Source organism: Sphaerisporangium aureirubrum (genome assembly GCF_042658925.1).
Classification (GTDB): Bacteria; Actinomycetota; Actinomycetes; order Streptosporangiales; family Streptosporangiaceae; genus Sphaerisporangium; species Sphaerisporangium aureirubrum.
The window spans coordinates 23600-46964 of record NZ_JBHSRF010000031.1 but is presented as its reverse complement, the minus strand read 5'-3'; the positions used below and the strand labels follow the sequence as shown (position 1 = coordinate 46964).

The 23365-nt window shown below is 71.0% G+C and carries 17 protein-coding genes; 8 read left to right on the top strand and 9 right to left on the bottom strand.

Going from position 1 to position 23365, the window contains the following annotated elements; translation table 11 throughout:
- Positions 1–170: 170 nt before the first annotated feature.
- The 7 genes from ACFP1K_RS20985 to ACFP1K_RS20955 form a co-directional block, all read right to left on the bottom strand.
- Entirely contained in the window at positions 171–1439 is a 1269-nt protein-coding gene (locus ACFP1K_RS20985) for an ROK family protein (protein WP_380755872.1), read from the bottom strand.
- An 846-nt stretch (positions 1440–2285) separates the two neighbouring features.
- Positions 2286–2669, bottom strand: coding sequence for a hypothetical protein (locus ACFP1K_RS20980; RefSeq protein ID WP_380755870.1), 384 nt, complete (start codon positions 2667–2669; stop codon positions 2286–2288).
- A 239-nt stretch (positions 2670–2908) separates the two neighbouring features.
- Entirely contained in the window at positions 2909–3667 is a 759-nt protein-coding gene (locus ACFP1K_RS20975) for an ANTAR domain-containing protein (RefSeq protein WP_380755868.1), read from the bottom strand.
- Positions 3668–3706: 39 nt separating this feature from the next.
- Positions 3707–4411 (bottom strand): GAF and ANTAR domain-containing protein, encoded by a 705-nt coding sequence (locus tag ACFP1K_RS20970; protein WP_380755866.1) that lies wholly within the window; start codon positions 4409–4411, stop codon positions 3707–3709.
- Between the two features lie 317 nt (positions 4412–4728).
- Positions 4729–5352 (bottom strand): DUF3618 domain-containing protein, encoded by a 624-nt coding sequence (locus ACFP1K_RS20965; RefSeq protein WP_380755864.1) that lies wholly within the window; start codon positions 5350–5352, stop codon positions 4729–4731.
- Positions 5328–5723: a phage holin family protein gene (locus ACFP1K_RS20960; RefSeq protein WP_380755862.1), complete on the bottom strand. Its 396-nt coding sequence runs from the start codon at positions 5721–5723 to the stop codon at positions 5328–5330. The genes ACFP1K_RS20965 and ACFP1K_RS20960 overlap by 25 nt, the downstream gene beginning before the upstream one ends.
- Positions 5720–6430, bottom strand: coding sequence for a hypothetical protein (locus tag ACFP1K_RS20955; RefSeq protein WP_380755860.1), 711 nt, complete (start codon positions 6428–6430; stop codon positions 5720–5722). The genes ACFP1K_RS20960 and ACFP1K_RS20955 overlap by 4 nt, the downstream gene beginning before the upstream one ends.
- A 372-nt stretch (positions 6431–6802) precedes the next feature.
- On the opposite strand from ACFP1K_RS20955, the gene ACFP1K_RS20950 reads away from it, so the two are divergent.
- The 3 genes from ACFP1K_RS20950 to ACFP1K_RS20940 all read left to right on the top strand — a co-directional run bounded on the left by ACFP1K_RS20950 (position 6803) and on the right by ACFP1K_RS20940 (position 10320).
- On the top strand, positions 6803–7267 hold the full coding sequence (locus ACFP1K_RS20950) for an SRPBCC family protein (protein ID WP_380755858.1): 465 nt from the start codon (positions 6803–6805) through the stop codon (positions 7265–7267).
- 114 nt (positions 7268–7381) lie between these two features.
- Positions 7382–8485: a transaldolase gene (tal, locus tag ACFP1K_RS20945; RefSeq protein WP_380755856.1), complete on the top strand. Its 1104-nt coding sequence runs from the start codon at positions 7382–7384 to the stop codon at positions 8483–8485.
- A 2-nt stretch (positions 8486–8487) separates the two neighbouring features.
- The gene (locus ACFP1K_RS20940) at positions 8488–10320 is read left to right on the top strand and encodes a transketolase (RefSeq protein WP_380755854.1); all 1833 of its coding nucleotides are present in this window, start codon (positions 8488–8490) and stop codon (positions 10318–10320) included.
- A 38-nt stretch (positions 10321–10358) separates the two neighbouring features.
- On the opposite strand, the gene ACFP1K_RS20935 is transcribed toward ACFP1K_RS20940, so the two are convergent.
- The gene (locus tag ACFP1K_RS20935; RefSeq protein WP_380755852.1) at positions 10359–10763 is read right to left on the bottom strand and encodes a type II toxin-antitoxin system VapC family toxin; all 405 of its coding nucleotides are present in this window, start codon (positions 10761–10763) and stop codon (positions 10359–10361) included.
- A 156-nt stretch (positions 10764–10919) separates the two neighbouring features.
- Here ACFP1K_RS20935 and ACFP1K_RS20930 point away from each other — a divergent pair, with 156 nt between their 5' ends.
- From ACFP1K_RS20930 to ACFP1K_RS20910, 5 genes are all read left to right on the top strand, one after another.
- Positions 10920–11126, top strand: a complete 207-nt coding sequence (locus tag ACFP1K_RS20930; protein ID WP_380755850.1) for an MbtH family protein — start codon at positions 10920–10922, stop codon at positions 11124–11126.
- Positions 11127–11213: 87 nt separating this feature from the next.
- Complete coding sequence (locus tag ACFP1K_RS20925) at positions 11214–13136, top strand: AMP-binding protein (protein WP_380755848.1); 1923 nt, start codon at positions 11214–11216, stop codon at positions 13134–13136.
- Positions 13137–13222: 86 nt separating this feature from the next.
- Complete coding sequence (locus ACFP1K_RS20920; protein ID WP_380755846.1) at positions 13223–18529, top strand: amino acid adenylation domain-containing protein; 5307 nt, start codon at positions 13223–13225, stop codon at positions 18527–18529.
- A gap of 49 nt (positions 18530–18578) precedes the next feature.
- Positions 18579–18842, top strand: a complete 264-nt coding sequence (locus ACFP1K_RS20915) for an acyl carrier protein (RefSeq protein WP_380755844.1) — start codon at positions 18579–18581, stop codon at positions 18840–18842.
- A 26-nt stretch (positions 18843–18868) separates the two neighbouring features.
- Positions 18869–20008, top strand: a complete 1140-nt coding sequence (locus tag ACFP1K_RS20910) for an alpha/beta fold hydrolase (protein ID WP_380755841.1) — start codon at positions 18869–18871, stop codon at positions 20006–20008.
- Positions 20009–20018: 10 nt separating this feature from the next.
- On the opposite strand, the gene ACFP1K_RS20905 is transcribed toward ACFP1K_RS20910, so the two are convergent.
- On the bottom strand, positions 20019–23357 hold the full coding sequence (locus ACFP1K_RS20905; protein ID WP_380755839.1) for a condensation domain-containing protein: 3339 nt from the start codon (positions 23355–23357) through the stop codon (positions 20019–20021).
- Positions 23358–23365 lie beyond the last annotated feature (8 nt).

Sequence of the window (23365 nt, the reverse complement as noted above, 5' to 3'; positions counted from 1 at the left end):
GACGCACTGCGCCACCGGGCCCACGTTCGAGAACGTGGAGACATGAAGCCTTCTTTCCTGACCAGGGGGGGACTGTCAGGCAAGGCGCGCGCCGCCGCGCTTGTTGCCATCTGCTAGCGGTGGACGGGTGGGGTGCTGGAGGGTACCGTCTCCAGGTCTTCGGGGGCCCGTCAGAGAGCCGTGGGCCGGGGTAGGGGAGTCATGATCATGGTTGGGTCGTCGATGAGACGGCTGATCACCATGCTCGCGGCGCCGCGGGACGCGGCGCCGAAGCCGAGATCAGAGGCGGCGAACCAGCACGGACCAGCCTGGCGTGCCACGACCAGCCGTTCCAGTTCCGCCTGTGCGTGCGGCAGCAGCCACTCCGCCAGGGTGGCGAAGTAACCGCCGACGACGATCACTCGCGGGTTGAACAGGTTGGCGATGATCGAGCCGCCATGCCCGAGCCATCGCCCCACCTGCGCCGCCGCGTCGAGCATTCGCGGGTCACCCGCGGCGAGTCCCGCCGCGATCTGCGCCGCGCGTTCTTCGGGATCGGGCACAGCCGGGCCCGATCCTTCCGGCAGGGCCGCGCGCGTCAGCGCCTCCAGCCCCACCTTGGTCTCCCAGCAGCCGCGCCTGCCGCAGCCGCAGCGCTCGCCGGCCGGGTCCACCGGCAGGTGCCCGACCTCGCCTGAGAAGCCGTCCGCGCCGCGCAGCAGCCGGCCGTCGATGATGAAGCCGCCGCCGACCCCGACCTCGCCGGTGAGGTAGACCATGTGCGGCGTACCGGCGGCGACGCCTGAGGTGTACTCGGCCAGGGTCGCGAAGTTGGCGTCGTTGTCCACGGTCACCGGAAGGCTCAGCGGGCCAAGGGCCTCTGTGAGCCGGTCGGCCAGCGGCAGGTCGTACCACTCGAGGTTCGGCGCGAGCGTGACGACGCCGCGTGCCACGTCGACCAGCGCGGGAACCGCCACACCGATCCCGGCGGGGACGGCACCGGCCTGCCGCATCGCCTTGATGGCCTCTCCGGCGACGACGCCGAGCCGGCGCAGGGAACGTTCCGGACCGCTGCCGACGGCGTCGAACCCGATGCTACGTTCCACGACGGCCCGGCCGCTCAGGTCGCAGCCGTACACCGAGATGTGGCCGACGTTGATCTCCAGGCCGAGCGCGCCGACGTGCGCGCCGTGCAGCGCCACCGCACGACGCGGACGGCCGACCGCGCCGACGTGCTCGATGCCGACCTCGCGCGCCAGCCGCCGGTCGAGGAGCTCGGCCACCAGGTTGGAGACCGTCGCGCGGTGCAGGCCGGTCGTGTCCGCGATGTCGGCCCGGGAGCGGGACGCGTGGTCGCGCAGCTGGCGCAGCACCAGCGACAGGTTCGACTGGCGCATCGTGACGTTGCTCGTCGGCGAGACGGCGCCGCCGATGGCACGGATCTGGTGCTCCTGCGTCACGCGGTCACCACCTCTCCCGTTTGTCTCTGCGATCAATTAATGAGGGTTGTAACACGCAGATGTCCGTTCTGCACCCCATGGATCAGGTAACGAGTTGACATCGACAGGCATCGTCCCAGGTCAGTACGAAAATCCATTCACGTTACGCGAAAGTTACAGAGAAGCACGCCTGGCCTCCCTTGCCTCGTGCGGGTGATGTGTGTCATTAATTCGGCCAGCCATGCAAACCAATCAGGAGGGTCGTGGAACGCCGGGAAGATCACGGCCACACCGGCGGGCCGGGATTCACCGGCAGGTCGAGGGGGATCCCCGCTGACCAGGCCACGATTCGCCGCTCAATCTTTCGCTCGTTCCAGCTGCAGGTGGCCCGCCGGGCGATCGAACTGGTCGGTGAGGCGGCGCCCCCAAAAGGCGGTTCCGCGCCATCGCGGTGATGGCCGGCGAAGGCATCCCGGTGGAGGTCGCCTGCCGCGTCCTGGCCGTCTCTGTATCCGGCTACTACACCTGGCGGGACCGGCCGCCCTCGCCGCGGCGTTGAGTGTGAGCGCGACGGCCGCCAGCTATTCGATGTCCCATCGTGACAGGTCGGTACCTTTGGGGAGTTTCCAATCCCGCCAGCAGCGACAGTTCGGCCCCCCGGCGAAGGGATCTGTCGGCGATACAAGCGGCGAGTCTGAAGCCGATCAGGGGCGTGTCAGCGGACCAGGCGCAGGTTCGGTACCGGGTGGGGGCCTTCGGACTCGATCGGATTCGGTCTCCATGAAAGAGTGGTACAGGTACGCGCGGGCGCCGGCCCATGTGCGCGACGTCGCGATGCCGGCGATACCGAACGCTCGGCCCGGCGATTCACAGCGGGGACAGGCGTTCGCATTGCGTCCGGGACCGTACGGCTCTTCGCTGACCTTCAACGGCGTACCGGCCGAGCATGCCGTCCCAGTGGGTGCGCTCCAGCAGTCGGCCCAACCACGGAGAAACGGCGGTGATGTTCACGAGCCCGCGCTGTGAGGCGATCTCCAGTGTCCGAAGGCTCTGAACGTCGATGAACCACAAACCACTCAGATCGAGGCTAGGGGGCTTGTCGTCTTTCCGTGTCGCGGTCAGCGCCCCCATTACCGTGATCACACCACGGTAGTCGAGTTGCCCTTCGACCCGTACGCCCGGGACTCCTGTCAAGGAGGTGATCCGCAGGGCCCCGTCATCGTAGTTGAGGAGAAATGTCGTGACGTCCATGATGTGTCCTTCGCGCGCTTGATCATCAAGCCGCTGGGTCTGGACGGCACGAAGGGTCCCGAGGTAGAACTACGCGTCTAGGGATCAAGACGACGGACTTCGCACACGAAGGCTACGCCCCTTCTCCGCACATAACCACCACCACCCACCGAGAGTCGTCGATCGCGGTCACCCGCCCCTTGATCTTGACCGGTGGCTACCGCGCGGGCCGGCAGTCAAAGCGTGTACGGGCGACGTCGTCAGCTTGGGTCGGTCGCCTTCAGCTTGACGGCCGCGGCGATGAGGTCTGCCATACCCGTCCTGTTGTTGATCAGCTCGTGTGCGACGGAGGACAAGGTCCTGTTGTGGTCGCGGGCGTACTTGCGGAGCACGGTGAAGGCGTCGCCGACGTTGATCTTGCTCCGTTCGGCAAGCATGCCCTTGGCCTGTTCGATCACAACCCGGCTGTTGAGCGCGTATTGAAGCTGCTCGGTGACCGCCTGCTGCTCGCGCAGCGTGCGCTCGTTCAAGATGCCGATCGTGGCCACGTCCGCGAGCGCCTGTGCCACAGAGGTGGTGTCCTGCGGCAGCTCTCCCGCGAGCGTGTTGAACAGACCCATCGTGCCCAGCACCTGACCGCGCAGTCGCAGCGGGAACGCGTGCACCGCGCTGAAGCCGATCTCGTGGGCGGTGGCCGAGAACCGCGGCCACATCGAGGGGTCGGCCGACAGGTCCGCGCACATCACGGGGGCCCCGCCTCGGAAGCAGTCGAGGCAAGGCCCCTCCTCCTCCTGTAACTGAAACAGCTCCAGCAGCCGCACTTCCTGACTGGAGGCGGCGACCCGCATGAGCGCGCCGCGCTGATCGGCCAGCAGGATCCCCGCCGCGTCGACCTCGAAGATCTCCACGGCATGTTCCGCCAGCGCCTGCAGAAAATCGATGACGTCGAAACCGGCCACCAGGGTGTCGGCGAGTTCGACGAAGACCTGAGCGGTTCTTCGGTAGAGCACTTCCGTCACCTGCTCAGCCTCACTCTCTCTGTTGTGCGATCACGATGACTACGGTTCGAAGCGCAGAATGTTCGCCAGCACGTCGTGAGACACGTCCCGAAGGCTGCGGCCGGCCACGTAAGCATGCGCGCGGAGCCGGACGAACGCGGTGGTCAGATCCGTGTCCATCTGGACGGCGACCATGCCTGTCGCCTGATGCACCTCCGCCCAGCGGTCTACCTGCCCCAGCTCGACGTCCGCAGGTTCCGCGCCCAGGCCGGCGACCTGATGGGTCTGGACGAGCAGCGCGGCGTCGGCGAACACCAGTGCGTCTCCGGTCTCCTGCTGGGTCAGCCCTCCAGGCGCAGCTCGGCTGATCTCCATGACGCCGACCGTGATCGCACCTAGAAGCATGGGAAAGACGTGCATGGACCGGACCCCCGCGGTGACGGCGGCAGGAGCGAAGATCGGCCATCGCGAGACGGCGCCTGCCTCATCCAGGTCGGAGACCAGCACGGGCCGCCTTTCGTTCAGCGCGTCCATGCTAGGTCCTTCGCCAAGCGTGGCCTGGAGATCCGCCAATCGCTGGGCGGTGGCACCCGCTGCGCAAACCGGCTCGTAGGAGATCAGCTTGCTGGTGAGAGCGACGCCGACCCCTTGCGCGACCAAGGCGTCCGCGCAGGCTCCACAGATCGTGTCGATCGAAACCGACTTGTCGTCCTCTCGGACCTTGGCATTGATCAAGCCCCACACGAACACCGTTCGCTGGTCCATCGGCCTCCGCCGTCTGCCCCGCCATTGATCGCGATGCTTTCAAGAGATTCGGACTGAGTAGTGATGACGGCTCCCGGGGCCTGCATTGGTAGAACGAGTCGCTCCAGCCGGTGTGGTGGAGAAATCGGCGTACCGGATCGGAGACGCGGGCGAAGCGCACGATGCCGCTGCCCGCTGCGCCGGCCAGTACACGCAGGCTCCCACATGAATGAACCGCGGTTCGCTGAGATCGTCTGATTCACGCTCTGCCCTGCCGCTCCTGGGGGCAGGGCCGGACCGGGCGGAACGGGGTCACGGTCTCCGCCGGGCCTGCGCTGTTAGTGCTGGTCCCGTACCTGGGAGGCATGCTCCTGAGCGTGCTCCTTGGTGGCCTGCGCCGCATCGGACGCCGACTCCTTGACCTGCTGCACGGCACCCTGAGCGGTCGACTTGGCCTCCTGGCCGAGCGACTGGGCCGACTCCTTCAGCGAGTCGATCACCGGCTCGATGTACTCGCCGGCCTGCTCTTTGACCTGGCGGGCGGCACGCCGCTCCGCGATGGTCTCCGGGATGAGGGCGGCGACCAGGGCGCCCGCGCCGAAGGCGATCAGCCCGGCGGCCATCGGATTGCCCCGCGTCTTCCGCAACGTGGCGTCGGGCGCGGCCTTGACCGCGTCGGCTGCCTGAGCGGCGTTGTCCTTGACGGTGTCGCCGGCGGCCGCGAGGTTCTGCTTGACGCTGCCGGCGGTGCCGCCCGCACCGTCGCGAAGCCGGTCGGTGGCGTGCCCGGTCGTTCCCATCACACGCTCCGTGAGATCGCGGGTTCTGTTGCGGATGCCGTCGGCGCGGCGCTTCATGATCTGCCGGGGGCTGGTCTTGTCGGTGAGCCGGTCGACGTCCTGCGTCAGTTCGGCGCGGGTCTGCCTGATCTCTGCTTTCAGTTCTTCAGATCGCGTGCCCATTGGGCGTCCTCCTTGAGGGTTTGTACGGTCTGCTCGGGCACCGGGTTGACTTCGCGCATCTTGTTCCTGCCGGTGACGAACATGGCGGCGGCGGCGCCGCTCCACAGGACGGCGACGATGAGCGCGGCCCAGCCGGCGTCCAGGACGCTGTCCAGTCCCCAGACCAGGGCCAGGCTCAGGAACAGGGCGGCCATCCAGCCGGCGACGCCGGCTCCGCCGTACAGGCCGGCGGCCTTTCCCGCCTTGCCGGCCTCTTCGCGGATCTCCGTCTTGGCCAGTTCGACCTCCTGGCGGAACAGCGTGGACAGGTCACCGCCGATCTCCCCGATCAGCTCGCCGAGTGATCGTTCCTCGTGGCCGGGGAGCGTCATCGAGGCTCTCCGCCTCGGTAGCCGGCGGGGCTGACCGACTGGTACGGCTCACCCGAGGACGGGTCGGCCGGGTACGGGCTCGTCGTGCTGGTCGTCGCCGGGTAGGCCGTCACGGGGGTCACCGGGGTCACCGGGGTGACAGGGGTCGCGGGCGTCACCGAGGTCATCGCGTCGTACGACGGGTCGCCGGCGGTCTGCCGGGACAGCGGGGGGCTGGTCGTACGGGCCGGTGTGTCGTCCTGTTCCAACTTGGCTCCGGCCTTGGCGATGCGGGAGGCCACGAAACCCGCGGCCAGCGCGCCGATGAGGAACACGGCGGGGCGTCTGCGGGCGAAGGCCTGTATGTCGGAGGCGGCGCCGCCGATGCCGCGCTCCTCCAGGTAGTCGGCGGCCTTGTGGCCGGTGCCGGCGACGTGCTGGAGCACGCCGTGCACGGGGCTCTCCGGCTTGCCGTTGTCGGTCATCGTGGTGAGGTCGTCGGCCCAGGTGCGAACGCCCTGCGCCGCCCGCCTGCTCTGCGCGTCGGCCTCATCGCGGACGCGTCCACGCAGGTGGCCGACGGCCTGTCCGGCCTGCGCACGCATCTCGCCGCCGACGTTGCGGGCCTGGTCCTTCGCCTCGTGCGCGGTGTCCACGGCCACGCTTCTGGCACGTTCTACGGTGCCTGACTCATGGCTGGTCGTGCCGGGTGTCGGGTATTCGGTCACTGTTGGCTCCTCTGCCGTCGTGGCTGGCTGACCATTACGCCTGCCCGTCAAATCAGCACATAACCGAATGTCATGACAATACGACGTCGTTATGATCGGACGATCTTGGGCCGTTTACCGCATTGTGCTGGGAGGCGCCACCGGCGCACGCCGAGGAAAAACTTTCTCGTTGAGTGGCGCCTTGGCCACAGAATGTGTAGTCCTAACGAGATAGGGCAGGAGATCCTTTAGAGATGCACCAGCGACGCCGATTCCCCAGCCACTAGGACCGAGCCCCAAGTCGATCGAACTGCACCACGCAGGAGGGGCCGTCCGGCTGGGCGAGGCTTCATACGCGGACCGTCGCATGATCGGGCATCAGGGAGAGCGTCCATGAGTACCATCACCGAATCGGTCGACGTCGCGGTCCCCGTACGGACCGCGTACAACCAATGGACCCAGTTCGAGTCCTTCCCGGACTTCATGGAAGGCGTGGAGTCCATCACCCAGCAGAGCGACACGATGACCCACTGGAAGATCAAGATCGGTGGGGTCGAGCGCGAGTTCGACGCCCGGATCACCGAGCAGTTCCCCGACTCGCGGGTGGCGTGGGAGGCCGTCGACGGTCCTCAGCACGCCGGCGTCGTCACCTTCCAGCGGCTGGACGACACCCACAGCCGGGTGACCCTGGAGATGCGCACCGAGCCCGAGGGCGTCGTGGAGAACGTCGCCGACTCGATGGGGATGCTGTCGCGACGCGCCAAGGGTGACCTGCGCCGCTTCGGCGAATACATCGAGGGCCGCCACAGCGAGACCGGCACCCGGCGCGGCGACGTCGAAATGCCGCACACCCACTAAGGGAGGCCGGCACCACAGTGGCACGCGGCCGTACCGGGAGGGACGGTCGCGTTCTCGCTTTCATCGGTGCTCTCCACGCGGAGAGCACCATCATTCCGCCATCGGGAGCCGGACATGACCACACCCCTTCAGGACCTGGCCAAGCACGGCCAGAGCGCCTGGATCGACTACCTGTCCAGGAACTTCGTCCGCAACGGTGACCTCGCCGCCCTGATCGACGAAGGCGTGGCGGGTGTCACCTCCAACCCCACGATCTTCCAGGCGGCCATCGCCGAGGGCGACGCCTACGACGAGCAGCTCCGCGAGGTGTTCGCCGTGCACAACGATCCCAAAGAGGTGTTCCTGGCCTTGGCCCGCAGGGACATCCAGGACGCGTGCGACCTGCTGCGGCCGGTCTTCGACCAGGGTGACGCCTCCCGCGACGGGTGGGTCTCCCTGGAGGTCGACCCTCAGCTCGCCGACGACACCCAGGGCACGATCGACGAAGCCACCCGGCTGTACGAGATGATCGGCCGGCCCAATCTATTCGTGAAGATCCCCGGCACGACGGCGGGCCTGCCCGCCATCGAGGAGACCGTCGCCCGGGGCATCCCGGTGAACGTGACCTTGCTGTTCTCCCTGCGCCGCCACCGCGAGGCCGCCGAGGCGTACCTGCGCGGCCTGCGCCGTCTGCACGCCACAGGCGGAGACCTGCACGCCGTCGCCTCGGTCGCCTCCTACTTCGTCTCCCGTGTCGACACCGAGGCCGACCGCCGCCTGACCGAGATCGGCGGCCACGACGACCTCAAGGGGACGCTGGCCGTCGCGAACGCCAAGCTCGCCTACCAGACCTACCTGGAGCTGTTCAGGGGCGACGACTGGGCGGAGCTGGAGGCCGCGGGGGCCTCGCCGCAGCGCTGCCTGTGGGCGTCCACCTCGGTGAAGAACCCCGAGTACCGCGACGTCCGCTATGTCGAGGAGCTGGTCGGCGCGTACACCGTCAACACGATGCCGCGCGACACGCTGGAAGCCTTCCAGGACCACGGCCGGGTCGCCGACACCCTGGAGCGCGACGTGGACGAGGCGCGCGACGTCTTCGACCGGTTCGCCGCCGCGGGTGTCGACTACGACGACGTCACCGACACCTTGGAGCGCGAGGGCGTCGCCAAGTTCGCCGCGTCCTTCCGGCAGCTCTTCGACGGCGTGGCGGCCAAGCGCCGCGAGATGGGTCAGGGATGAGCATGGGTGGCACCGACTTCCGGCGCGAGCTGGGCCGGCAACTGCGGGTGGACTCCGTCCGGGCCAGTACTGCCGCCGGTTCCGGGCACCCGACGTCGTCGATGTCCTCGGCCGACCTCATGGCCGTCCTGCTGGACGGTCACCTGACGCTGGACTACCAGGATCCCGGCAATCCAGGCAACGATCACCTGATCTTCTCCAAGGGGCACGCCTCACCGCTCTACTACGCCGTCCTCAAGGCCGCCGGCTCCATCACCGATGAGGAGCTGCTGACCTTCCGCACGTTCGGCAGCCGGCTGGAAGGCCATCCGACCCCGCTGATCCCGCCGACCGACGTCGCCACCGGGTCGCTCGGCCAAGGGCTGCCCGTCGGCGTCGGCATCGCGCTGGCCGGCAAGCGGCTGGACCGGCTGCCGTACCGGGTGTGGGTACTGTGCGGGGACTCGGAGATGGCCGAAGGCTCCATCTGGGAGGCCTTCTCGCACGCCGCGTGGGACCGCCTGGACAACCTGACGGCGATCATCGACGTCAACCGGCTGGGCCAGACCCGCGAGACGATGCTCGGCTGGGACCTGGACGCCTACGCCGCCCGGGCCCGCGCGTTCGGCTGGCACCCGATCATCGTCGACGGCCACGACGTCGACGCCATCGACGCGGCCTACACCGAGGCGGAGGCGACCACCGGCAAACCCAGCGTGGTGATCGCGCGCACGATCAAGGGGCAGGGTGTCAAGGCCGTGGAGGACCAGCCCGGCAAGCACGGCCAGCCCATCGCCGACGCCGCGGCGGCCATCGCCGAACTCGGCGGCGAACGGCACCTGACCGTCGACGTCGCCGCGCCGGCCCACGATGGCAAGGCGCATCACTTCGACGTGCCCGGCGGCCGGATGCCCACTTGGCGGCTCGGCGAGCAGGTCGCCACCCGGCTCGCGTACGGACGGTCGCTGGCGGCGCTCGGCTCCATTCGCGGCGACGTGGTCGCCCTGGACGGCGAGGTGTCCAACTCCACCCATGCCGAACTGTTCGCCCAGGCCCACCCGGAGCGCTATTTCGAGATGTTCATCGCCGAGCAGCAGCTCGTCGCCGCCGCCGTCGGGTTGCAGGCGCGCGGCTGGGTCGCGTTCGCCTCGACCTTCGGCGCGTTCTTCTCCCGCGCGTACGACTTCGTCCGCATGGCCGCGGTGTCCCGCGCCGACCTGCGGCTGTGCGGGTCGCACGCCGGTGTCTCCATCGGTGAGGACGGGCCCTCCCAGATGGCACTGGAGGACATGGCCGCCATGCGCGCCGTGCACGGCAGCACCGTGCTGCACCCCTCGGACGCCAACCAGACCGCGCGCCTGGTGGCCGAGATGGCCGACCGGCCAGGCGTCACGTACCTGCGCACGCTGCGCGGCAAGACCGAGGTGCGCACGCCGCCGGACGAAGAGGTCCACATCGGCGGCAGCCGGGTGCTGCGTTCCGGCGACCACGACGACATCACCCTCGTCGCCTGTGGCGCCACCGTCCAGGAGGCGATGGAAGCGGCGCTCGCGCTGGCCGCCGACGGCGTCGAGGCACGCGTGATCGACTGCTACTCCGTCAAGCCGATCGACGCCGCCACACTGAGCGAGGCGGCGCACCAGACCCGCGCCCTCATCACCGTGGAGGACCACTGGCCCGAAGGCGGCCTCGGCGACGCCGTCCTGGAAGCCCTGGCCGAGCACCCCGCAGGCACCCCGGTGCACAAACTGGCCGTCCGCGACATGCCCACCTCAGGCACCCCGGCCGAACTCGTGCACGCCGCCCGGATCGACGCCGCCGCAATCATCGAGGCCGCCGGCGCGTTCCGCGCCTGATCGCGCGGACGCCGCATGGGTCGGCGATCTCGTGGAGACTATGGCGCCTGGAGCACCTTGGTCAGGGGGGCGGTCGTGATCAGGGTGCTCGCCGCCTTGGCGAACTCGGCGTCGAGTGTCACCAGGGCGTCCGCCTGGAGCCTGGTCAGTGCGACGTACTCCGCCTGGTACGTGTCCGGCCAGCCCAGGGTGTGGGCGACCTCCCAGGCGACGGATTGGAGCACGCGGTCTCCCAGTAGCCGGATGCGCAACGAACGGATGCCGTCGAGGGTCTTTTTGGCGGTCCGCTCGTCGGTGTCGCCTCGGCGGACGGAGCCGTACAGGAGCGCTAGTGCCTGGGATCGCAGCAGTGCCGGCGCGAGCAGCGCGTGGCCCGCCGGGATCGCCACACCGTCAGTCGCGAGCCGGATGGCCACCGGAGCGTCGATGACGAATCGTGTCATGCGAGCACCTTCCCATAGCGCCGCCGGACTGCGGCACGGCCGGCTCGCGTGAGTCCTCGATTCACGTGACAACAGCTTCGGGCTCAAGGCCCGTAGCGTGTTGCCAGGTCGAGGAAACCCGGCCGGTCGTGGGTGTCCATAGGAGGGCGTGTCGCCGTGAATCCGTTCGATGACCCCGACGGCACCTTCAAGGTGCTCGTCAACGACGAGGAGCAGCACTCGTTGTGGCCGGCGAAGCTCGCCGTCCCGGCCGGGTGGCAGGTGGTCTACGGCGACGCGGACAGGCAGGCGTGCCTGGACTACGTCGAGAGCAACTGGACCGACATCCGCCCGCGCAGCGCTCGCGCGGTCACCCGGAGCTGACCGCTCGTCACGCGCCCGCACGGAAGCGCGAGGACAGGCACGCTCGACGGTGCCGGGATCCGATACGTGACATGGAGGCTGAGCGGCATGGAGCCTGAAGTGCTGACCGACACGCTTCTGGCCCGGGCTGACCGGACGCCGGATGTCGTCGCCTACGAGAGTGCCGACCCGCTCGGCCCCGTCAGTACCTTGACGTACGCACAGGTCGCGGCCCGGGCCTCGGTTCTGGCCGAGCGGCTCGCCTCGGTCGCCGACGGTCCGGTGCTGCTGGCCTGTCCGGCGGGGCTCGACTACGTGGTCGCCGTGTTCGGCGCGTTCCTCGCCGGCCGGCCGGTGATCCCGGCCTTCCCGCCAGGCACCTCGTCAAGGAGCGACGGCGATCGGCTCGCCGGCATCGTCGCCGACGCCCGCCCGCCGGTCGTCGTGGCACCCCAGCGGTACGCGGAGATCACGACGCCCGCCGCGCTGAGCGTGCCAGGCGCGGAGGCGGACGGCGCGGCGTGGCGGCGGCCGCGCGGAACGGCCGGGAGCGACGTCGCGGTCATTCAGTACACCTCGGGCAGCACGGGCCGGCCGCGGGGCGTGCTGGTCCGGCACGACAGTCTCGCCGCCAACACGGCGGCCATCGTGGAGCGGTTCGAGCTGCACCCGGACTCCCGCGGGCTGACCTGGCTGCCGCCGTTCCACGACATGGGGCTCGTCGGTGGCTTGCTGACACCGATGGCCGCGGGCATCCCGATGCGTATCATGCAGCCCGGCGACTTTCTCAAGGCACCGCTGTGGTGGCTGACGCAGATCAGCGAGACCGGTACCACCCACACCGGCGGCCCCAACTTCGGCTACGACCTGTGTGTACGCCGGGCGCGTGGCGGTCATTCGCTGGACGGGATCGATCTCTCCCGATGGCGGGTCGCCTTCAGCGGCGGCGAGACCGTCCGGCACCGGACCATGGCGGACTTCGCGCGGCGGTTCGCCTCGGCCGGTTTCCGCGCCGAGGCGTTCCTTCCCTGCTACGGCCTCGCCGAGGCGACGCTGATCGTCAGCGCCGGTCACTGGTCGGAACCTGCCGCCGGCGCCGCCGACGCCGCCGTGAGCTGCGGGACGCCGGTGCGGGGGCAACGGGTCGTCGTCGTCGACCGGGAACGCCACCTGCCGGTGGACGAGGGCCTGGAAGGCGAGATCTGGATCGCCGGGCCGAACGTCACGCCCGGCTATCTCTCCGGCGATTCCGGCGGCCTCTTCGGCGAACTGGACGGGACTCGCTTCCTGCGCACGGGAGACCTCGGGTACGTGCACGACGGTGACCTCTTCGTGAGCGGGCGGATCAAGGACGTGATCGTCTTCCGTGGGGTGAACCACCACGCGGTCGACGTGGAGGTGGCGGCGCTCGACGCGGCCGGCAATGCCGGCCGCATGGCCGCGGCGTTCCTGGTCGACACCGGGCCCGAACCGTTGCCCGTACTCCTGCTGGAGACACACGGGAGGCGGGACGAGACGCTGACATCGGAGGTGCGGGCCGCCGTGCTGGCTCGCACCGGGCTGCGCCTCGGCGTCGTCGCGGTGCTCCCGCCGCGCTCGCTGCCGCGCACGTCCAGCGGGAAGATACGGCGTTCCGCCGCGCGTGAGGCCTTTCTGGCCGGCTTCTACGACGACGTGCTCCCCGGCGGCAGGGCCGCGCTCGCGGTGCCGGCCGGCGACAGCGCCGACGACGCGGCCGCCGGGCTCTCCACCGTGATCTGCGGCATCGTCGCCGCGGTCTGTGAAGCCGATGACTGCCGGCCCGCGGACAACCTGATCGATCTCGGTGTCGACTCGGTGCGCGCGGCGGAGGCCGCGGCCGTGCTGGAGAACGCGCTGGGTCTCACGGTGCCGCTGGAGACCATCCTCGCCGTGTCCACGCCGGCCGACGCGGCGAAGGCCCTCGTCGCGGACTGGCTCGCCCAGGGCCAGGAACCCGGCCTCATCCGTGACCGCGTGATCACGGCCGGCGACGGCGTGGGAGTCGTGTGATGGATCTCGCCGCGGGACGCGGACTCGTCCGACGCTGGCGAGCCGGAGGCGAGGACGGGGCGCCGATTCCGCCGGGTCCCGTCCCCATGTCGAAGGTGCAGCGCGGGATCATGGTCTTCGAGCGGCTGTGCCCCGGCACCGCCGTCTTCAATCTGCGCTTCGCCGCTCGGCACACCGGGGACCTGGACGAGGACCGGCTGGACTCCGCGCTATCCGTCCTGGTCCGCCGGCATCCGTCCCTGCGCGCCACGTTCGCCGACGGTGACGACGGGCCGGTCCGGGTCGTCCGGGACGACATCGTCCTCACGGCACGACGGACGGACCTGCGGCATCTGCCACCGCTGCGGCGCGCGGCGACCGCACTCGAAAGCGCGGCGCGCGTCGCGGCGGAGGCGTTCGACCTGGAGCGCGGGCCGCTGGTGCGGGTGCACAGCTACCGCCTCGCGGACGACGAGCGCCTGCTCGTCTTCGTGGCGCACCACCTGGTCTGCGACGGCGGTTCCATGCGGGTGCTCCTGGCCGAGCTGGACGCCGCGTATCACGGCGGACTCAGGGGTGCGGCACCCGATCCGGCACCGGCGCCCGCCGGTCCGGCGGCGCTGGACTACTGGCGCACCCATCTCACCGGTCTGCCCGAGCTGGACCTGCCGGCCGATCACGCGCGCCCCGCGTTTCCGGCGTTCCAGGCGGGCTCGGTGCCGCTGCGGATCCCCGCCGAGCTGGTCGCGGACGCCGAGCGGCTGGCGCGGAGCGAGCGCACCACGCTGTTCACGGTGGTGCTGGCCGCGTTCCAGTTGCTGCTCGGGCAGCACAGCGGTCAGACCGACTTCGCGGTCGGGACACCCGAGGCGGGCCGGTCGCGGCCAGGCGTGCACGGCGCGGTGGGCCTCCTGTCGGACCTGCTCGTGCTGCGGGCCGATCTCAGCGGACGGCCGACGTTCCGTGAGCTCGTCCGCCGTGCGCGCGCCACCTGTCTGGCCGCCCTGGCTCACCGGGGTGTGCCGTTCGAGGACCTGGTCGCCGCGCTCGCGCCGGGACGTCACATCGGCGGCTCGCTGGTGCGGGCAAGCATCGCCTTTCAGGGTGACTGGGGCGAGCCGACGCTGGCCGGTTCGCCGATCGAGCAGGTCCCCATCGCGCGTCCCGGCATCCGTTACGACCTGGACCTGCATCTGTGGCGCGACCGGGGCGGGCTCTGGGGCATGTGGGACTACAGCGCGGAGACGTTCGAGCCGGCGACGGCGACCCGGATGGCGCGACGGCTGCCGGTGCTCCTCGCCCGCGGGCTGGCCGAGCCCGACACACCGATCGACCGGCTCGACCTGCTCACCGATCAGGAGCGGGAACTACTGGCCGGATGGCGGCAAGGCCCGGACACCGGGGATCCCGACGTCAGCCTGGTCGATCTGTTCTCGGCGCAGGCGGCCCGGACACCTGACGCGATCGCCGTGGAGGACCCGGGCCGCGCGCTGACCTACCGCCGGCTGGACGAGCGCTCCAACCAGCTCGCCCACCTGTTGCGCCGGCGGTCCGTCGAAGCGGGGGACGTCGTCGGCATCCGGCTCGGCAGGTCCGTGGATCTGCTCGTGGCGATGCTGGGCATCATGAAGGCCGGCGCGGCCTATCTGCCGCTCGATCCCGCGTACCCGGCCGATCGAACGTCCTACATGGTTCGCGACAGCTCGGCACGGATGGTCGTCACGGACGCGGAGCTCGCGGAGCTCGACGGGGAACCGGTGTCCGGTGCGGGCCTCGGGCCGGTGCCGCCGGACCGGCCGGCGTACGTGCTGTACACGTCGGGTTCGACGGGACGTCCCAAGGGTGTGGTCATCACCCACCGCAACGCGGTGCCGATGGTGATCTGGGGCGGGCGCGCCTTCTCGCCGGATCAGTTGTGCCGCGTGCTGGCCTCGACGTCGATCTCATTTGACGTGTCGGTCTTCGAGTTCTTCGCCCCGCTCTGCGCGGGCGGCACGGTGGTCGTGGTCGAGAACGCGCTGTCCCTGCTCGCCGATCCGCCGGATGTGACGATGGTCAGCTCGGTGCCGTCGGCGGCGCGCGCGCTGGTCAAGGCCGGTGCTCTGCCGCGCGGCACGCGGGTGGTCTGCCTGGCCGGCGAGGCGGTCACCGGAACGCTGGTCGACGACCTCTACGCCACCGGGCACATCGAGGCGGTCTACAACCTCTACGGTCCCACCGAGGACACCACGTACTCGACGTACACCCTGCTGCGGCCGGCGGAGCAGCCGCCTCCGATCGGCGCGATGCTGCCTCACGGACGTGGATACGTGCTCGACGGCGATCTGCGGCCGGTACCGGTCGGCGCGGTCGGCGAGCTCTATCTGGCCGGTCGCGGTCTGAGCCGTGGCTACGTCAACCAGTGCGCGCTCACGGCGTCGCGGTACGTCGCCGACCCGTACACGGCCACTCCGGGGGAGCGCATGTACCGGACCGGCGACATGGTGCGCTACCGGCCGGACGGAGCCTTGCTCTACCTGGGCCGGCGTGATTTCCAGGTCAAGGTGCGCGGGCAGCGCATCGAGCTGGGCGAGATCGAGAACACTCTGCAGGGGCACGCGCAGGTCGGCGACGCGGTGGTCACCCTGCGGGACGGCAGGCTGGTCGGTTACCTGACCGCGTGCCGGCCCGGCAGCCTCGACCTGGACGGCATCCGGGCGTACCTGCGGCGCACGCTGCCCATCGTCATGGTCCCGAGCACCCTGGTCGTGCTCGACGCGCTGCCCCGGACTCCCAACGGCAAGGTGGACCGCCTGGCGCTGCCCGCCGCGGACGCCCCGGTCGCGGCCGGCGGCGAGCCTCCGCGCGGAGACGACGAGGAACTGGTGGCCGAGGTCTGGCGGCAGGTTCTCCACCTGGACACGGTCGGACGTGACGACGACTTCTTCGATCTCGGTGGCGACTCGCTGAAGGCCGGCGAGGTCATCGTCGGGCTGCGCGAACGGTCGGGCCGCGGGCTTCCGCTCCGGCTGGTCTTCGAGAACTCCCGGCTGGCCGATCTCGCCGCGGCGCTCGCGGTGCCCGTACCGTCGCACGCCGGGCAGCGGGTCCCCCCGCGGCCGCCCGACGCCAGACCCGTCCTCTCCTTCGAGCAGCAGCGTGTCTGGCTGGAGTGCCTCATCAGGTCCGAGGGCGCCTACAACCTGCACGGACGCCAGTGGCTGCGCGGCCCGCTCGACGTGCCGGCGCTGGAACGCGGCATCCGGGCGATCATCGAGCGGCACGAGAGCCTGCGGACCACCTTCCCCGTCGTGCGAGGGCTGCCCGAGCAGCGGGTGACCGAGCCGGACCCGTCCTGGCGGATCGCCGTCGAGGACCTGTCCGGGCTCGGCGAGGGAGGGGCCGGCGCGGCGGCGCGCCTCGCCGACGGCGAGGCGGCGCGGCCGTTCGACCTGGTTCGCGGGCCGCTGCTTCGCTGCCTGCTGGTGAGGCTGAGCGACACCGAGCACCTGCTCAGCATGACCGTCCATCACATCGTCTCCGACGGCCGATCGATCGGGCTCATCCTCCGTGAACTCTCCGCGCTCTACCGGGCCGGCGGCGACGCCGAACGGGCCGGACTCCCGCCGCTGCCGGTCCAGTACCTGGACTACGCGGTGTGGCAGCGGGCCACGCTGACCGACGAGCGGCTCGCGTCGCCCATCGAGTACTGGCGTGACCGGCTCGCGGGAGCGCCGCCCGCGCTGGCTCTGCCGACCGCCCGCCGCCGGTTGCCGTCGCAGGGCACGGTCGGCGGCAAGGCGCGGTTCGTCCTCGGCGCCGACGAGGTGGCCGCGCTGCACAAGCTGTGCCGGGTGCACCGGGTGACCCCGTTCATGGCGATGCTCGCCGCGCTGGCGACCGTGCTGCGCCGCTGGTCGGGCCAGGACGACGTGGTCGTCGGCGTGCCGGTGGACACGCGGGGGGCCGCGGGCACCGGCGCGCTGGTCGGGCTCTTCGTCAACACCGTCCCGTTGCGCGTCGAGTTCACCGGGGACCCGGCGTTCGCCGAGGTGCTCGACCAGGTGCGGCGCACGGCTGTCGAAGGGTACGTGAACCACGGCACGACCCCGCTGGAGATCCTGGTCGGCAAGCTACGGCCGGTGCGGGACCCGTCGCGGACACCGCTGTTCCAGGTGCTCCTGAACATGATCGAGGACGCCGAGGACGAGTGGCGGCTGCCCGGCGTCGTGGCGGAGGCGCCGGACCTTCCGGCGCAGCCGAGCAAGTTCGACCTCAACCTCGACGTGCACCACAGCGGGAACGACTACCGGCTCGAACTGCTCTATCACGCCGAGCGCTTCGAGGCCCCGGCGATGCGGGCCCTGCTGGACCAGGTCGCGGCGATGCTCGCCGCGGCCGCCGACGACCCCTCCCGCGGCGTTCTGGAGTACGAACTGGAGCACCCGGCCGAGGACGGCGACGCGGCGCCGCCGGCCGGTGCCGTCGATGCCCGCGGGCTGCCGCGCGAGGTCGGCGGGAGCGGTGACGGGTCCGTGAGGCCGTCCGGGGTGTCCGGCTCCGCCGGTGATCTGCTCGCCGGCCTCACCGGTGACGACGTGCTCGCCGTGCCCACCGGTGACGCCGGCCTGATGATGTGCGCCACGTCCCTGGCGCTGCCCGCCGGGGCCGTCGTGGCGACGGCCGGCGCTCCTGACGCGCCGGCGGCGTGGTTGCGGGATGTCGGCGCGACCGCGGTCTACCTCACCGTGCCCCTGCTGCGGGCAGTGGCGGCGGATCCGGCCGGGACGGACCTGCCGCTGCTGCGCCGTGCGTTCCTCGACAACCGCGGCGACCTGACGGCACACGACGTGGTGTCGATGCGGCGGCTCGCGCCGAGGTGCCGGGTGGTCGCCGTCTACCGGACGGCGGGGGGGAGCGTGCCGCTGGCCGCCTACGAGGTGCCCGGCGCCTGGTCGCCGTCCACGGCGCCGCTGCGCGTGCCGATCGGCTGGGAGGTCGAGGGCCGTCCGGCGGTTGTGCGCAATCCGGCCGGACGCCGGGCCGTGACCGGCGAGGTGGGGGAGCTCCACGTCGGCGGCGCCGGCAGCGGGGATCTGGTCCGGCGACGACCCGACGGCCTGGTCGAGTTCGCCGGGCCGGGAGCGCCGGTAGGTGACCCGCTGGAGGCGGCCACGGTCCTGCGCGACCTGCCCGAGGTCCTGGACGCGGTGGTGACCGCGTACCGCGAACGCGACGGCCGGCCCGGTCTGGCGGCGTACGTCGCCTGCCGGGAGACCGCGGTCGACCTGGGCCGGTTACGACAGCACCTGGTGACCCATCTGCCGGAGTACCTGATCCCGCGGCACGTGGTGACGCTCAGGCGGCTTCCCCTGACGGCCGGCGGCGACTACGACCTGGCCGCGCTCCCCGCTCCCCACGGCGGCGACGCGTGACGGCGGCGCTCGGCACCGCTCGGGACACGGTCTTCGAGGAGGAGCCGGCGTGAGCACCCCGTCTGCCGACGGCACGGCGAACGGCTCCGGCGCGGAGCGCCTCGACCGGATCCTGGCGGTGACACGCGAGGTGTTGCGCAGTCCCGGCGTCGCCGCCGACGACGACCTGGCCGACCACGGAGGCACGTCGCTGTCGGTCGTCCGGATCGTCGCGGTGGCGAACCGCACACTCCACCTGGACATCAACCCCCGTGAACTCGGCGGAACCGTCACGGCCCGCGACCTGGCCAGGGTCGCGCGGCCATTGTGCTGAACAGCTGAACAGAGGATGAGTCGAGCATGACCGAGGCCTTCCCCGACGCGCTGACGGATCTGGTCGACGCGGTGCGGCAACTGGAGGGGCTGACCGCGCAGGTCGGCCCGTTCGCGCTCTACCCCGGCACCTGCGACCGGGCACCGGAACAGGTCGCCGCGCTGTGCCGGGCACTGGAGGTCCCGCTCACCTTCGACGCGCCGTCCGGCGACCGGGACTTCGCCGTCGTCAGCCTGGCGGCGGAGATCCAGCGCGCGCAGCGCGCACCCGGGCTGGCCGGCCTGTGCCCGGAGGACGTGGCCGCCGAGGCCCGGCGCCTCCGCCGGGCGGAGGACACCCGGTACCGGCGGCACGTGGTACACCGGCCGGACGGCAGCGTGATCGGTGTCGTGGACTCAGGCCCACCGGACGCGCCCTGTGTGCTGATATCGCCCCCCTGTGCCCTGAGCCACCGGCTCTCGCTGCCGTGGCTCACCGCGCTGGGCTCCGCGTACCGCTGCCTGGTCGTCCAGACGCGGGGCACGAGCGAGCGGATCGAGGAACCAGAGGACTTCGACCGGCGGGGCTACGACGTCGGCCACCAGGTGGACGATCTGCTCGCGGTGGCGGAAGAGATCGCCACCGGACCTGTCCACCTCATGGGGATCTGCGGCGGCGCGGCCGTGGCGCTGGCCACGGCCGCGCGGCGGCCCGACCTGGTCGGCTCCCTGAGCCTCTGGCACGCCGACCTGGAGTTGGGTGACGAGGCCCGGAAGTCCGACCACCAGGTCAACCTGCGTGCCCTGCTGGACCTCGGCGGTGAGTCGCGCGACACCGCGGCGTGGCTTCGCGGCAAGCTCACCAGCGGCCCGATGACCGGTGTCCCGGAACGGATCGGTCCCCTGGTCGTCCGGCCGTACGCCACGGACGAGCTCTTCTACCGGTACGCCAAGCTCACCGGGGCGACCATGCACTGGGATTCCCGGCAGACGGCGGTCAAGGCGGGCCAGCCCTGTCTCATCGTCACCAGTGAGGACGACGACACCGCGCACCCCGCCGGCTCCCGGCGGCTGGCCGAGATGATGCCCGATGCGCGACTGGTGTCGGCCGAACACGGAAACCACCTGGACGCCTTCCGCGCGACCCCCGAACAGGTCGCCTGCCTCGCCTCGTTCCTCGCCCGCTGACCGCGCGGCGCTAAGCCTGCTCGACCTCCGCGAGCAGCGCCTCCAGGTCGTCGATGCCGGCCTGCTCCACCTGTGCGCGGACGATCACCCGTGCCAGCTCGTCGACGGTCGGCGACTCGAACACGTCCCGCACGGCGAGCTGGACCCGAAAGGCGTCCCGGACGTGGACGATGAGCCGGGTCGCGAGCATCGAGAAGCCGCCGAGCTCGAAGAAGCTGTCGTAGACGCCGACCCGCTCGATGCCGAGCAGCTCCTGGAGGATCTCGGTGAGCCGCCGCTCCATCGGCGTTCGCGGCGCGGCGTAGTCGTCACCGTCCGCCGTGTCCCCCACGGGGCGAGGCAGAGCACGCAGATCGTAGGCGCCCCACGGCGTGCGCGGCAGCGTGTCGAGCACGAACAGATGACCTGGCACCAGGTGCTCGGGGAGGCGGGCCTTCACGAAATTGTGGATGGGCATCGTGCCGAGGTCCGGATCGGGGCCGGCCACGTAGCCGATCAGCGTCGTGCACCCGCCGGCGGCGGCCTGTTCGACGACGATCGCGTCCCGGACATCCGGAACGTCCCGGAGGACGGAGACGGTCTCGATGGGTTCGGGGGCCTGGCTCGCGCCGGACTTGCCCGCGTACTCGAGTGTCCCGTCGGGCCGCCTGCGTCCGAGGTCGCCGGTGCGCTCCCCGCCGTGCCAGATCTCGGCCAGTTCGCCGGCCGCCGCGGTGTGCCCGGACAGGCGCCGCAGCTCGACCCGCATGCCGGGGAGGGGGAGGCCGAGCGGCACACGCAGCGGAGCGTCGCGGACCTCCAGCCCGCCGGGTGCGTCGTAACAGGCGAGCGGACGGCCGTCCGCCGTGACGCGGTAGACGCCGACGCACCGGCGCTCCGGCGCCGTCCGCCGTACCGCCTCGACGTCGTGCGGCAGCAGTTCGCCGTCGTTGTCCACGATCACGCACCGCAGTGCCGGAAGGCTCGGCGCGGGCCGCTGAGCGAAGATCGCGCGCAGGATCGGCGGATCGAGGTACGCGACCGTGATGCCGTTGTCCCGCAGCCAGGTGGTGAGCGCGCCGATGTCGTCGCCGAACCCGCGGTCCGGGATCACCAGGCCGGCCCCGGCGCCGAACGCGCTGCACAGCGCCGACATCAGGTGACCCGGACGGCTGGACAGCACCACGAACCGGTCGTCGCGCCCCAGACCGAGCCGCTCGGCCGCCCAGTCGCCCGGTGCCGCCTCGGCCGCGCCGGGATCCGCGGGATCAAGCTCCGCGCCGTCGGCCGGCTGGAGCCCGCTCAGGTCGATCGTGCCGGGCGCCGGCTCGTCCGCCGGGTTCGGGTCCAGCACCGTCGTGATTCCGAGCGCTCCGGTCAGCGCCGGGTCGTCGGTCTCGATCACGGTGCAGTTCACTCCCGCCTGCGCCGCGCCGGTCAGGACCGCCACGAAGGCGGCGCTCGGGCGCCGGACCACGCCGACCCGGTCCTCGGCCGTGACCCCGCGCCGCGCCAGCACGCCGGCGACCCGGCCGGCGGCCGACGACAGCCGGCGGTAGCTCCAGCGGCCCGTGCCGTCCTCCACGGCGACCAGGTCGTCGTGGCCGGCGGCGTGCCGCGCGACGGAGAGGTGCGGTGCCGGACGGACGGACGGCTCGTCCGCCGCGGCGCCGTCCGGCTCCTCGGCCGGCACGTCGAGCAGCCGCGCGCCGGGGTCCGTGGCCGCGGCGCGCAGGAGCGTGCGCAGTTGCCGCAGCAGCGTCCGGCCCGTCGGGGGGTCGCAGCGGTCGGCGGGGAAGTCGAGCTTGAAGCGCAGCACGCCATCGGACTCCTGCGCGGTGAACGTCAGGTCGTAGCGGCTGAACAGCGACGGCGTCTCCATCGGCTCGATGGTCAGGCTGGTGACGTCCTCGGCCTCGGGACTCGCGACGACGTTGAGCACCACCTCGAACAGCGGCGTGCGGCGCGGGTCACGGGTGATGTTCAGGTCCCGTACGAGTTCGTCCATGGGGGCCTCGGCGTGCGCGTAGCCGTCGAGCGCCACCCGGCGCACGCGCTCCAGCAGCCGCGCGAACGTCGGGTTGTCGGAAAGGTCGACCCGCAGCGGCAGCATGTTGACGAAGAAACCGATCAGCCTGTCGGTCGCGCGGTTCGTCCGGCCGGCCACGGCGACCCCGATGACGAGGTCGGTCTGCCCCGACCACCGGCTGAAGATCGTCGCGAGCACCGAGTAGAGCACCATGAACAGGGTGACCCCGTGCGAGCGGCACAGTTCGTGCAGCGCGGCGGTCTCCTGCCGCGAGAGCTCGGCCACGACCTGGCCGGCCTCGGCCCGCATCGCGTTCGTGCGCCGCTGCACCGTGGGCATCGCGAGGAACCGCGGCGCGCCTCGCAGGTGCCGCCGCCAGTGACCGACCTGGCTTTCCAGTGCCTCACCGGTGAGCCAGTTCCGTTGCCACACCGCGTAGTCGCGGTACTGCACGGGAAGGGGGGACAGGCCGGCGCGGCACGGATCGCCACCCGCCTTGTACAGCGCGGTCAGCTCGCGGATGAACAGTCCGATGGACCACGCGTCGGAGACGATGTGATGCATAGTGACGCCGAGCGCGTGCTCCTCCTCGTCCAGCTTGATCAGCAGGCAGCGGATGAGCGGGCCGGTCGCCAGGTCGAACGGCGTCGTGAGCTCCTCGTCGAGCAGGCGCCGGGCCGCGCGCTCGGCGTCGTCGTCATCGCCCCGTCCGCGCGGGCCGGTGAGATCCGTGATCCGGATCCGCCAGTCGTCGTGGTGGTCGTCCACCATCTGCACCGGCTCGCCGCCCCCTTCCGGGAACCTCGTGCGGAGCGCCTCGTGGCGGGCGATGATCGCGCGGATGCTCGCCTCGAAGACCGCCACGTCCAGCTTTCCGACGATCTTGCGTCGCCCGTGGACGTTGTAGATCACTCCGGGCAGGAGCTGGTTCTCCATCCACAGCCGTTGCTGGTCGAACGAGAGCACGGGGCGGGCGTCGTGCGGCCGCGGTCCCATCGCGTGCGGCCGGGTGGCGGAGCGGGTCGCGCGCGACTTGGCGGCCACGACCGACGCGAGACCGGTGACGGTGCCGGACTCGACGTAGTCCGCGACCGGGACGTCGACACCGATCGTCTTCCGGATCTGCGCGACCACGCGCGGCACCTGGGACACGTCGCCCAGGGCCAGCAGGCGGTCGTTGACGTCGATGCCGGAGCACCCGAGGACGTCGCCGAGGATGCCGACGATCGCGTCCTCGTAGGGCGTGCGCGGCGGCAGCGACCGCTCGGCCTGTATGCCTGGCGAGTCGTGCGAGGTGCCGTCGTCGGAGCCGGCGGATGTCACAAGCGAAGGTCGCGCCATAACCGAAC

What these genes read in the sequence shown, in the direction of transcription:
- ACFP1K_RS20970 (WP_380755866.1), bottom strand. Translation starts at nt 4,411, where the DNA reads ATGGACCAGCGAACGGTGTTCGTGTGGGGCTTGATCAATGCCAAGGTC.
- ACFP1K_RS20980 (WP_380755870.1), bottom strand. Translation starts at nt 2,669, where the DNA reads ATGGACGTCACGACATTTCTCCTCAACTACGATGACGGGGCCCTGCGG.
- ACFP1K_RS20910 (WP_380755841.1), top strand. Translation starts at nt 18,869, where the DNA reads ATGACCGAGGCCTTCCCCGACGCGCTGACGGATCTGGTCGACGCGGTG.
- tal (WP_380755856.1), top strand. Translation starts at nt 7,382, where the DNA reads ATGACCACACCCCTTCAGGACCTGGCCAAGCACGGCCAGAGCGCCTGG.
- ACFP1K_RS20950 (WP_380755858.1), top strand. Translation starts at nt 6,803, where the DNA reads ATGAGTACCATCACCGAATCGGTCGACGTCGCGGTCCCCGTACGGACC.
- ACFP1K_RS20960 (WP_380755862.1), bottom strand. Translation starts at nt 5,723, where the DNA reads ATGACGCTCCCCGGCCACGAGGAACGATCACTCGGCGAGCTGATCGGG.
- ACFP1K_RS20905 (WP_380755839.1), bottom strand. Translation starts at nt 23,357, where the DNA reads ATGGCGCGACCTTCGCTTGTGACATCCGCCGGCTCCGACGACGGCACC.
- ACFP1K_RS20965 (WP_380755864.1), bottom strand. Translation starts at nt 5,352, where the DNA reads ATGGGCACGCGATCTGAAGAACTGAAAGCAGAGATCAGGCAGACCCGC.
- ACFP1K_RS20920 (WP_380755846.1), top strand. Translation starts at nt 13,223, where the DNA reads ATGTCGAAGGTGCAGCGCGGGATCATGGTCTTCGAGCGGCTGTGCCCC.
- ACFP1K_RS20935 (WP_380755852.1), bottom strand. Translation starts at nt 10,763, where the DNA reads ATGACACGATTCGTCATCGACGCTCCGGTGGCCATCCGGCTCGCGACT.
- ACFP1K_RS20925 (WP_380755848.1), top strand. Translation starts at nt 11,214, where the DNA reads ATGGAGCCTGAAGTGCTGACCGACACGCTTCTGGCCCGGGCTGACCGG.
- ACFP1K_RS20940 (WP_380755854.1), top strand. Translation starts at nt 8,488, where the DNA reads ATGGGTGGCACCGACTTCCGGCGCGAGCTGGGCCGGCAACTGCGGGTG.